Source organism: Microcoleus sp. PH2017_24_DOB_U_A, assembly GCF_020738205.1.
Taxonomy (GTDB): Bacteria; Cyanobacteriota; Cyanobacteriia; order Cyanobacteriales; family Microcoleaceae; genus Microcoleus.
Genome location: NZ_JAEQCT010000164.1, coordinates 1 through 11751, shown reverse-complemented (window position 1 = coordinate 11751; position 11751 = coordinate 1). Strand labels below are relative to the sequence as shown.

Annotated in this window: 11 protein-coding genes; 2 read left to right on the top strand and 9 right to left on the bottom strand. The window is 42.7% G+C overall.

Annotated features, from left to right (window positions below):
- Positions 1-195 precede the first annotated feature (195 nt).
- Together JGK07_RS31600 and JGK07_RS31595 are read right to left on the bottom strand one after the other, a co-directional pair.
- The gene (locus JGK07_RS31600) at positions 196-1341 is read right to left on the bottom strand and encodes a ferrochelatase (protein ID WP_293186946.1); all 1146 of its coding nucleotides are present in this window, start codon (positions 1339-1341) and stop codon (positions 196-198) included.
- A 423-nt stretch (positions 1342-1764) separates the two neighbouring features.
- Positions 1765-1920, bottom strand: a complete 156-nt coding sequence (locus tag JGK07_RS31595) for a hypothetical protein (protein WP_293186947.1) — start codon at positions 1918-1920, stop codon at positions 1765-1767.
- 282 nt (positions 1921-2202) lie between these two features.
- On the opposite strand from JGK07_RS31595, the gene JGK07_RS31590 reads away from it, so the two are divergent.
- The gene (locus JGK07_RS31590) at positions 2203-3288 is read left to right on the top strand and encodes a hypothetical protein (protein ID WP_293291213.1); all 1086 of its coding nucleotides are present in this window, start codon (positions 2203-2205) and stop codon (positions 3286-3288) included.
- A gap of 167 nt (positions 3289-3455) precedes the next feature.
- Positions 3456-4280, top strand: a complete 825-nt coding sequence (locus JGK07_RS31585) for a DUF4238 domain-containing protein (RefSeq protein WP_293186950.1) — start codon at positions 3456-3458, stop codon at positions 4278-4280.
- A gap of 181 nt (positions 4281-4461) precedes the next feature.
- Here JGK07_RS31585 and JGK07_RS31580 read toward each other — a convergent pair whose 3' ends face one another.
- The 7 genes from JGK07_RS31580 to JGK07_RS31550 form a co-directional block, all read right to left on the bottom strand.
- On the bottom strand, positions 4462-5256 hold the full coding sequence (locus JGK07_RS31580) for an SDR family oxidoreductase (protein ID WP_293186951.1): 795 nt from the start codon (positions 5254-5256) through the stop codon (positions 4462-4464).
- Positions 5257-5321: 65 nt separating this feature from the next.
- The gene (locus JGK07_RS31575) at positions 5322-6140 is read right to left on the bottom strand and encodes an NADP-dependent oxidoreductase (RefSeq protein WP_293186952.1); all 819 of its coding nucleotides are present in this window, start codon (positions 6138-6140) and stop codon (positions 5322-5324) included.
- Between the two features lie 70 nt (positions 6141-6210).
- Positions 6211-6564, bottom strand: coding sequence for a DUF5335 family protein (locus JGK07_RS31570; RefSeq protein WP_293186953.1), 354 nt, complete (start codon positions 6562-6564; stop codon positions 6211-6213).
- A 183-nt stretch (positions 6565-6747) separates the two neighbouring features.
- Positions 6748-7287, bottom strand: coding sequence for a general stress protein (locus JGK07_RS31565; RefSeq protein ID WP_293207949.1), 540 nt, complete (start codon positions 7285-7287; stop codon positions 6748-6750).
- Positions 7288-7870: 583 nt separating this feature from the next.
- Positions 7871-8293, bottom strand: a complete 423-nt coding sequence (locus JGK07_RS31560; protein WP_293207946.1) for a hypothetical protein — start codon at positions 8291-8293, stop codon at positions 7871-7873.
- A gap of 449 nt (positions 8294-8742) precedes the next feature.
- Positions 8743-8916 (bottom strand): cation transporting ATPase C-terminal domain-containing protein, encoded by a 174-nt coding sequence (locus tag JGK07_RS31555; protein WP_293193019.1) that lies wholly within the window; start codon positions 8914-8916, stop codon positions 8743-8745.
- Positions 8917-8950: 34 nt separating this feature from the next.
- Positions 8951-11371 carry an HAD-IC family P-type ATPase gene (locus JGK07_RS31550; RefSeq protein ID WP_293226664.1) on the bottom strand — a complete coding sequence of 807 codons (2421 nt, stop codon included), beginning with the start codon at positions 11369-11371 and terminating at the stop codon, positions 8951-8953.
- Between the last annotated feature and the right edge of the window lie 380 nt (positions 11372-11751).

The following is an 11751-nucleotide window of genomic DNA, read 5'->3' as shown; positions in this document are numbered from 1 at the left end:
GGGGTTGTCTCTTTCATGGGTCATTTTTTAACGTTATCTGCTTGCTATGTAAGCATTATAACCTATTTTTATCGTATTTTCTGTTTAAGTCCCGTTAGGATCTGCTAGTTTTAAGGCAATAGGATTCAGATAAGACCGATCCCCCCTAGCCCCCCTTCAAAAGGGGGAACAAGAAGTTGCTCAAAGTCCCCCTTCTTAAGGGGGATTTAGGGGGATCTCCGGGGAATTAAGAGTGTTATCTGAACCGTATTGAGTTTTAAGGTGCTCGTTGCGTTGCGAAACTGACATCATTGCTTCAATCTCAGAATTTGCCCATTCCGCTGCTATTTTCATGAATTCAGGATCGTCATTGACACAATCGAGTCGCGTGTAAGTCACCGTTGGATACTGACGCTGCAAAGATTTAATCGCATCTTCTACATCAAGAATAGTTTCATAATTTTCAGTTACCCAGCCCAGCGGTTTAAACATAATGGCTTGAGCACCTGATTCAATCGAGTTTTTGGCCGCTTGTTTCAGATTGGGCTGCGACCAATTGACGAAAGGCGTATCATGATTGATCCAGCCGATCGAGATTAGCGGATATTCATGCTGTAACTGCGCGGATACGCGATCGTACAGAGCTTGTCCATCAATTACCCCAGTCAACAATCCTTTCGCTTTTTCGGGGCCACCATGAACCGTTAATATAATCCCAATCTGAGACTCAAAAAAGCCACTTGCTAATGACTGATTCAGAGCTTCCTTAATTTGACACACCAGTAGATCGATGTAGGTAGGCTCAGTCGCAAATGCTGGAATATATCGAATTGTTTTAAATGGGGAATGTTGAGGTTCACGCTCGGATTCAGTTGCTGCAATAACTTCATTAACTTGCTCTACAGCTATTTTGCCTGTGAAGGCAGAATCGACCACCAACAAAGGATAAATTAGCAAATTCTCAAAGCCTTGTTCAATAATATGTGCTACAACTTCTTGCACAAAAGGTTCGCAGAAATAAAAGCCTTTGAACACTTGTACGCGATTTCCCCATCGTTTTTGTAACTGTTCCTCAATCCCAAGACGTTGTTTTTCAAACATCTCATTTTCGGGCGACATAAAATGATGATGCTTGACTCCAAAATTGTACCAATCTTGAAGTGCCAGCAGCGAACCAGCCAGAGGATATAGCCACTTGGGAATCGCCACAAACTGAGATGCGATGTACTTAGTTGCAGCTTGGTTGTAACTACTCAGATCGCGATAGGATTGTACTTCACCATACCCTGCAAGTAGGACTGCAACGCGATCGCCTTTGTTTAACGCAACCTGCTCTGTCGCTTGAGATTGATGAGTAATCATTTTATTCCTGAGTTGAATAGGCTAATTTATTAAACAATCGATCGAGCCAATCGCGAACTAGCAGACGCTTATTGTCAGCAACAAGTATCTTCGCGGTTTCTATCAGCTTTTGGATATTCATTGTGAGTCTATCCTACCTGAACTTCCTGCTCAGTTTGAACCTTTGCTAAAGCCGCTTTGAGATTTGCTTCAATCCACTCCACCTCACCCCAATGCTGGCAGTAAACTAGCAGCTTGCTACCTCTCTGAAGGATGAGATTTTGATTCTAGGTAGCTAGACATCAGGCATTGCTCTCTAAATCTTGGCTTTGAAAAATAGCAGGTGTGTCAAACTGTGTCCAGGAAAGATGGCAGCGCGATCGGCAAGGAGTAGTAGCGGAACATCGCCCCTCGTTCCATAAATTGCTCCATCACCAGCAATCTTTACCGATTACTTTCAAGTATTGCCTTCGCCTGCAAAAGTCCTTGAATATTCGTGCCGCGATCGCTGCTAGCTGTTAAATAGATGCGATCGCCATTGGAGTTAAAGGATACCCTCGCATCTTTGACATTAAAACCTTGCTGTGGTATGATATACACGAATAGAGCAAGATAATGATTAGAATGCTAATAAATAATCAAACTACTCACAGGAATAGCGATCGCCACTTTCCCCTTCACCTCCCAAAAACGATCGCCTTTTAACCTCACAAAAAGCTCGCAGATGAAGGTGTTCAAATTGTCTTAGGAGTAGCGTGTGTTAGCGTAGCGTAACGCACAAAATTGGATTCTCTTGCAAATAATCAAAAGGTGCATTACATTTCATTAATGTCTCCTACAATATCAGCCATCGCACTACATCTATCAGTTTATTATTAGATTATGCCAAATATTAGCCAAATTACTCCAGCCTTGATCGGATTTGCAACTGTTGCTATTGCAATCATTTTAACGAATAATTATAAATTTATCAAAAATTATATTTTTAAAAAACCAGTTGTTTTAAGCTTGATATTTATTAGTTCTGGTTTTATTTTTCAACTTGTTTACAGCAATAGAGTATCCATACAGATCTTTTCAGATAATTACAAAAACCTACTTTCCCTACCGCCAATTTCAATTATTTCAACGATACTAGCTGTATTCTTAGGCAATACTCTTTTGAGGAAAATTGCTGAACAGAAGGAAAAGAAAGAAATTGCTATTCTTTTTGAAAATACTATTGACACTCATATAAAAATTATAAGATTTATTGATTGTTATCTGAAATCAAGTGAATTATATAGTAATGACATTCAAAAAGTTGAAAACCTAAAAAAAATCATAGATATATATTTATCTCAACTAAAAGATGATGTATATTATGAGACAACCTTTAAAAAGGTTGGCATATACAATGAGAATGAAATTGATTTTATTTCTTTATATTCTTCTGAAAAACAATTATTTATTAGCTATTTAAAACGTTTCTTGATAAGGTTAGATAATTGGATAGATGCACTAAAAAATAATCAAGATAATCAAGATAATCAAGGAATTTTGAAGACTAAAGCTGATTTGAGTCTTATTCTTGAAATAACTATTTTTTCAAGTCTTAAGACTAAATTTTTCGCAACTTTATGCCTCTTAATATTTTCTGTTTATTCTAACTCTGAGAAGCAATCCTTGTATCAAAAAGACCTACAAGATATTTCAGATAGTTTCAGTAATCTCATACAAAAAAAGACTTTGCCGTCAGTTGATTTTGTTTTCAACCATAACACATATCTTAATGAGTTAGAAGTGATGAAATTAAAAATTGAAAACTTTCCTGAAACATTAAAAGAAGATATTAAAAGCAAGCTATCTTTCATGTCAACAGTTGAACTCACAGGAATAGCGATCGCCACTTTCCCCTTCACCTCCCAAAAACGATCGCCTTTTAACCTCACAAAAAGCTCGCAGATGAAGGTGTTCAAATTGTCCTAGGAGTAGCGTGTGTTAGCGTAGCGTAACGCACAAAATTGGATTCTCTTGCAAATAATCAAAAGGTGCATTACATTTCATTAATGCACCCTACAATATCGCCGATCGCACTCACAATCGATTTTTTTTAAGTTATAATATTAATTGAACTAAACATCGTGTTTTAATGTATGACAGATCATCAACATTTCGTAACCCAGGCCGTACTCAGAAACTTTTCTTCATCAAACAGGAAAAAAAAAGAGAACCATAAAATATTTGTCATTCTTCACATCAAGAATCAACTTATAATACAATCAAATCCCATAGGTCGAACATTTGCACAAAATAAATATTTCACAACTAATGAAGAAAATTATGATTCATGGTTTAAAGAGATCGATGCTCAATCTCCAGATATAATAGCCTCAATTATTAAAAATGGTGTAGAAAACTTGAACCTTCAGGAACGAGAAAAAATCAATAAATTCATGGCATTTCAATGGCTTAGATGTGTCGCAATCAGAAATGAATCAATTTCGTATTCTAAAATCTTAGGAGAGGATTGTATTAATTGCATTAAAAATATTCATGCTTATCTGTTTACAGATATTGATTTTTTAATCGAAAAATTTAAGAATTTAACATTAAGTAGTGTTAGTCCAAAATCATTAAATATAAAACATGAATACGTTATTAGTGGTTCCCCAGTTTTATATAATGTTTTGGAACCTGAATTCTATTTTCCTATAAGTCCAACTAATTGCTTAAGATTTCATTCTATTGACAGTCGTTTATCTCCACTGGATTCTAGGTTTCTTAATGAACTACAATTCATTAATGGTGAAGGTTATAATGGTTGTCGTGTTGCTGCTAGACATCAGGAAACTTTAGAATATCTTAAAGATACTCCATTAAAATACTGTGAAATAGAAAATTTAGAAGATTCTTTTTGGAAGCGCCTTTTTCTTGAAATGTATAACAAAAATCAAGAAGCTAAAAAAGTTAGTGGTTAGTGCGATCGCTGATCTTGTAGGTTAAGTGCGATCGCCTAAAAATCACGACTCACAGGAATAGCGATCGCTTTAGGGTGAGTTAATGAAATGTAACGCTCCTTATTTTTGTTTGAACGAAAGCATTCTGTTCGGAAATGTAGGGAGTGAGAGATTTTCCAAGCACATCAAGGTAAAAACTTCGCTACACAATCGATCGCACTACTCCACCCTCAACTCGTAGGGCAGCCCCATTAATCGCAGAAGCTAAGGGACTGGCAACAAACGCAACTAACGCAGCAACTTCAGACGTTGAAGCAAATCGCTGAATTAGGGAAGATGGACGCATCTTAGTAAAAAACTCTTTCTCAACTTGTTCGATCGAAATATTTTGATCCTTCGATAATCCCTGGATAAAGTCTTCCACCCCTTCAGAGCGAGTTGGCCCCGGCAATACCGTGTTTACAGTTACATGACTGCCCACGGTTGTTTCCGCCAAACCGCGACTCAACGCCAATTGTGCAGTTTTAGTCACGCCATAATGAATCATTTCGGCGGGAATATTCAAAGCAGATTCACTAGAGATGAAAATAATCCGTCCCCAATCTTGCTTCAGCATCAGCGGCAAATAATGGCGCGAGAGCCGCACACCGCTCATCACATTCACTTCCAGAATGTTCATCCACTCTTCATCGGAGATATCTTCAAAGGCCTTGGAGCCATAAATTCCTAAGTTATTCACCAAAATATTGACTTCTGGTACTTTTTGAAGTAGCAATTCAACTCCGGCTGGCGTTCCCAAATCGGCAGCAATTCCTTGAAGTTTGGCATTCGGCACACTTTGCTGAATGCGATCGATCGCATTATTTACGCGATCTTGCGTTCTGCCATTGACAATGACCGTCGCTCCTTCTTCGGCAAGTGTGGTAACAATTGCCAGTCCAATTCCACCCGTTGAACCACTAACCAATGCAACTTTGCCTGATAGTTGGAGATCCATATTTTTTTAAACCAAATAACGTCAAACAATTCTCTACAACTTGGGTTAAATTAATCGATCGCACCCTAATCCAACTTTACCACCATTTTGCCAATCATATTAAACAGATTATTCGGGCCTGGCTGCGGCTTGTTGTAACCAGAGATGCTGCCACAAGCGATAATTCGGCCGTGCACGCGCAAGGCTGAAAGCGCCGCTTCAAGGGTTTCGCCTCCTACATTATCGAAATAAACATCAATTCCGTCCGGTGCCGCTTGGTTCAATTGTTCGAGGACTGGGCCAGAATTGTAATTGAAAGCGCGATCGAATCCGCATTCTTCTAGCAGAAACTTGACTTTTTCCGCTGAACCTGCTGAGCCGATAACCTGACATCCGCGCAATTTTGCCAGTTGTCCCGCCACACTTCCCACCGCGCCCGCAGCACCCGAAATAAAAATCACATCGCCTGCTTTAACATCTACCAAATTCAATCCAGCCCAAGCCGTCATCCCCGTCATACCGATCGCACCGAGATAAACCGATAGCGGTTGAATTTCGCTGCTGACAGGATGCAACTCTTTGGGCGCTGCGGTGAAGTATTCCCGCCAGCCAAAGTTGGAAGTGACGGCATCACCAGGCTTGAATTCTGGGGCACGCGATTCGATGACTTCGCCGACTGCGCCGCCTTGTAGAACTTTACCTAACTCGAAGGACGGAACATAGGATTTGCTCTCGTTCATGCGTCCGCGCATATACGGATCGACTGATATATAGCGATTGCGAACGAGCACTTGTCCGTCTTGAAGTGGCTTTATTTCGGTTTGGGCGATCGCAAAATTAGCTGCGGTTGGCATCCCGTTGGGGCGGGAGACTAGGTGAATTTCGCGGCTCATGATATCTGTCATAATTTGCTCCTAACCTGTAAAAGTTGACTGTTTGGGTAAGTCCTGTTGAACTCAGAATTATCCAACCAGCTCAACTAACTTGTAATTCGATCAATGTTTGTGTCCCAGCAGCGTCACTAATCCGAAGCGCTACCATCACACCGAGTGAGTTTTGTCCCGTTAAAACTTCAGTTGGTGAATCGATCGTGTGAGCGTAAGTCACCTCATCTTTACCAACTTCAATCACCAAATCATCTCCTTTTCCAGGGCGATCGTAAACCATCGCATGAAGCGGTGAATTCTTAATCAGTTCTGCATCACCGACTTCTGAACCGATGATTTCGATCGAAATACGCCGTCCGCGATTGCCATCGGTAAACTGATCGAAAAATTCACCCCATCGCTCGCGGGGCACAGATTTGTTGATTTCAATCTTGTTGGTCATTTCCATTTTATTCACCATCATGATTCCTGTAAAAGAGTAGTAAAAAGCAATTGAGCATGAGAGGGCTGTTTTATTCTCAGGAAAACGAGGTTTTTGTAGGGTCGTGCCCCCGTGCCGACCCTCTCATCAACCTGACGGACTCTTGGGAGTGGAATACTCCCCTATTGTTGTTAGTTGAAAGCCTTAGACTGCGATCGACATACTCATTTCCTGACTGATTCTGTCTAGCATTTGCTTCGCCTGACTGACATCGTGATTGCTACCTGTCACCAGGATAATAAACTCGCCTGCTTGGATTTGAGTGTCATACTTCACCACCTCATGCTTCGGGATTCCTAAGCCTCCCAAGGCACCAGCCAATCCTCCTACAGCAGCGGTACCAACGCCACCAACAACCGTTCCTTCCAACCAACCCGCCAACACCCCCGCAATGGGGCCAGCAACGACTATAGGAGCCATTCCCGGAATAAACAGCACTCCAGCCCCGGCTAAAATGCCAAATAAACCTCCGACGAAGCTACCCCAATAACCACCACCTGCGGCTCCAGCTTTGGCTGTATCTTTCCAGGTGAGAAATCCGCGCACGTGTTCAGTAGTCTGGTAATCTTTGCCAATTATCGAGAGCTTTTGCATATCGAAGCCTTTTTTTTGCAGATCCAATACAACTCTTTCAGCTTCTGAATGGGAGGGGAAATGACCAACAATTGTATGTGTGTATGACATGAGTTTGTTTCCTTTGTTATTTGTCCGCATGACGGACAAAATTTTTGATTTTTGATTTGCTTTTTATCTTTTAACGTTCGATTTCACCTCGTCGAGTTTCGATTGAATCTCAGCTTTGGTTTCTTTCGCCGTTCACTGAAACTTTAACAAGAATTTCCCAATATAATCTCTACCTTTTGATTGAATATTCACACAAATTTTCAAGCCTAATCTATACCTTTTGAATATTTTAAGAGGATTTTATGACAAACAAAAACAGCGGAATAATTGCCATTATTCCGCTCATAAGCATCCATTCTAAATTAGGTCAAATTTGGCGCATTTGAAAAGCGAAAGTCAGGACACGGCAGTGCCGTGTCCCTACAATTAATCTGCGTAGGGAAACGGCACTGCCGTCTCCTCTTCCTACAATTAATCAGCGTAGGGACACGGCATTGCCGTCTCCTCTTCCTACAATTAATCAGCGTAGGGAAACGGCACTGCCGTCTCCTCTTCCTACAATTAATCAGCGTAGGGACACGGCATTGCCGTCTCCTCTTCCTACAATTAATCGGCGTAGGGAAACGGCATTGCCGTCTCCTCCTTACTTAGTAGTTCCCGCAGCAGTTGTGGCATCTAATCTGGTGCAAATCGCTTTCAAGGTAGCTGCTTCGGCTTCTTCCATCGTCGCCATTGCGAATAAAATCGCTGTATTCGCATAGTCTTCAGCTTTATCGGCTCGATGTTCGAGTTTCTTGACTTCGCGACTCGTCTTCCATTCCTCGACGTTCGACTTCACCTCAGATTCTGTTTCCTCGAATTGAGTTTGGAGCTTTGCCCGATACCGATCAAATTCTTGTTTCTTAGCTTCTAGATTTGTCTTCATTCCGTCAAGTTTCGATTGCAGCTCAGCCTCAGTATTTTTCGTTGCAGATTGAACGCTTTCCTTCAGCAATTTTGCCCGATCTTCAATCGCTTCTAAATTGTCGTGGAGTTGTTTGGTGAAGTTGTCAATTGTCGTACTCATGGTGATTCCTCTAGTTGAGTTTATCGGACTTGTCGATAGTGTTATTCAATTGCCATTGGGCCACAAAAGTCTTTGTTGTTAGTGACCTCATCTACTGGTGAAAGACTGAAACAACTCTTTAATGATTTGATGCTGCTGAGTTATTATTTTCAATACTAGCTTTAAAATGTGAAGGAAATCTGAGGTTTTTGTAAAATAAATATATCGCTAATTTATCACTATAGAGATGTGTTTTGGCGCATCAGAACGGTTGTCAATTCCGGCTGCGCCGGAATGACAAGCGAGGATACGGCAGTGCCGTTTCCCTACGCCAGATAATTGTAGGGAAACGGCACTGCCGTGTCCTGATTTCTCCCAAATACGGGCTGTGGATTGATTATTTGATACCTGATTTTTAAATTTTACACAAGCAACCTTTGCTGCTAGAACTAATGTTTTCCCGTCTCTGACTATGGCCTGACTTTTGTAGTTTGTTTCAACAGTTCAAACCAAAGCAAGCTAATCAATCCACCGCCCAAGCAGATCGCAAGATCGATCGCACTTAGCAGAGAAAAGCTAAACAAATGACGCAAAAACGGGACATACAGCACCAACCCAAGGAACAGCAGTCCCCCACCAAGCACCCACCACAGCGCAGGATTTGGGGATTTCAGTATTTTAAAGCTGAGGTGCGAGGTTGAACCGGGAGCTCAAAATTAGTCCTAAATTTGCCAAAATTAACGTCGTAAACGTTAACGCACGGGCATCAAATTCGCCTTGTCTGCGATATAGGGCGATCGCAAAAATCGCCAGCACGATCGCCAAAATTCCGCCCCCTTGCAACACAGCCAACGAGAGCGTTTTCTTGCCAAATAAAGGTTCTTTGGGGTTGCGGGGAGGGCGCTGCATCACCGTTGCTTCTGCGGGTTCGGCTTCTAAGACGATCGAGCAAGCTGGATCGATAATTAAATGTAAAAATGCCACGTGAACCGGAAGCAATACTAACGGCAACTTAAACAATACTGGAATCAAAGACATTCCGGCGATCGGGATATGAATCGCAATCAGATATGACATGGCTTTGCGGAGATTGTCAAAAATTCTGCGCCCCAGTTTGACTGCTTGGACGATCGACGAAAAATCATCATCTAATAACACTAAAGCCGCAGATTCACGAGCCACATCCGTGCCTCTCTCGCCCATCGCAATCCCGATTTGAGCAGCTTTGAGAGCAGGAGCATCATTCACTCCATCCCCTGTCATGGCAACGACTTCGCCTTTGGATTTTAGGGCATTAACTAACCGCAACTTGTGTTCGGGAACGGCTCGTGCAAAGATATTTGTACTTTGAATCCGCTGCTCTAATTCAGCATCGCTCATGCCATCTAATTCTGATCCGGTGACAATGGCTCCCATCTGCATCAATTCAACTTGACGGGCAATACTTTGAGCAGTTTCTGGATAATCACCGGTAATCATTACGACTCGAATTCCAGCGCTATAACATTCTTGAATCGCCGCCTTAACGGTTGGACGTACTGGATCGGACAGTCCCACTAATCCGATAAATTCAAACGGAAAGTCATGTTGTTTTTCCGGTAAACGATCGATATTCAGCGACGGGTGAGGTGGCAAAAATGGCGGCGGCGCACCAACAAGTGAGGCTTTGGCAACACCTAATACCCGCAATCCTTGACTTGCCATTTGACTAACTTGCGCTGCCATCATTTGCTGCTGTTGGGGCGTGAAATGGCAGAGATCCGCGATCGCCTCCGGTGCTCCTTTTGCCGCAACTTCATACAACTTGCGATCTGCTGACTCCCAAACGTGAGACATTGCCAATAAATGCGGTGACAGCGGATATTCTCGCAACAGTTTCCAATCGCCGTGCAAATGTTCGGTATCCGCCAAATAGCGTGAAGCGAAGCTATCCCGAAGGGAATCGCCCAATTGCTTAAATGCTTTTTCCATTGGATCGAATGGATCTCTTTGGCTTGCCAGAATACAGAACTCAACTAATTGATGAACTGCTTCTGGGAGTGCTTCTGATGAATGTAATCCCAAATCGTAAGGCTGAGGGTTTTCTGCCTGGTTGTAGGCTAACAACTGCTGCACAGCCATCTGATTCTGAGTCAATGTCCCGGTTTTATCCACGCACAAAACAGTTGCGGAACCTACGGTTTCAACGGCCGAGGCGCGACGTGCTAAGACATGATTCTGAGAAATCCGCCAAGCTCCCAAGGCTAAGAAGATTGTCACAACTACCGGAAATTCATTCGGCAAAATTGCCATCGCTAAGGTAATGCCGGCGAGCACTCCTTTAAGCCAATCTCCTGTAGTGAATCCATAGATTACAACAATTGCCACACAAAGCGATAAAGCAATGCCAAACAAACGACTAACCAATCGATTCATTTCCTGTTGTAAAGGCGTCGTTTCTGGCTTGATTTTCTGCAAAGCCTTGCCAATCTTGCCCATTTCTGTTTGAGCGCCGATCGCCTTAACTTGAGCAATTCCCTGTCCCTGAACCACCAATGTGCCAGAATACACAAACGGCAATTCATCGCCTCCGGGACGCGCCATCTCCACGTTACCCACAGCGGTAACTTTGCGAACCGGTAGCGATTCCCCGGTTAATAACGACTCATCGGTTGAGAGATTTGAGCAAGATAGGACGATCGCATCCGCAGACACGCGATCGCCCTCCGCGAGCACCAAGAAATCGCCTCGAACCACTTCTCGCCCCGCAATCCGTTTTCGTTCCCCATCCCGAATTACTAAGGCGCGAGGGCTGGAAAGATCGCGCAGGGCTTCTAGGGCGTGTTCGGTTTTGCCTTCCTGGTAGAGACTAATTCCGGTGATAAAAAAGACGAAACCTAGCAAAATTAGGGCTTCTTGTAAGTCGCCTAAAATCCAATAAATGATACCACCGCCGACGAGTAAGAGAAAAATCGGATCTTGAATGGTGTTCCAGGCGATCGATAACAGATTGCGCGATTGCGCTGAGGGGAGTTCGTTGTAGCCGTCGTCTTTGAGTCGGGCGATCGCATTTTGCTCAGATAAGCCGATCGCAGTATTGGGATCGAAAGTCGCAACCATATTTCTTTTTCCTATGAAATATTAAAAATAGATCGATCTCAGTATTGTCAGCAACAGGCAAGATGCCTGTTCCACAAGAAATTCACTCTTTAGTGGAACAGGCATCTTGCCTGTTCCTAATTGTCAGCAACAGGCAAGATGCCTGTTCCACAAGAAATTCACTCTTTAGTGGAACAGGCATCTTGCCTGTTCCTAATTGTCAGCGACAGGCATCTTGCCTGTTCCACAAGAAATTCACTCTTTAGTGAAACAGGCATCTTGCCTGTTCCTAATTGTCAGCGACAGGCAAGATGCCTGTTCCACAAGAAATTCACTCTTTAGTGAAACAGGCATCTTGCCTGTTCCTAATTGTCAGCAACAGGCAAGATGCCTGTTCCACA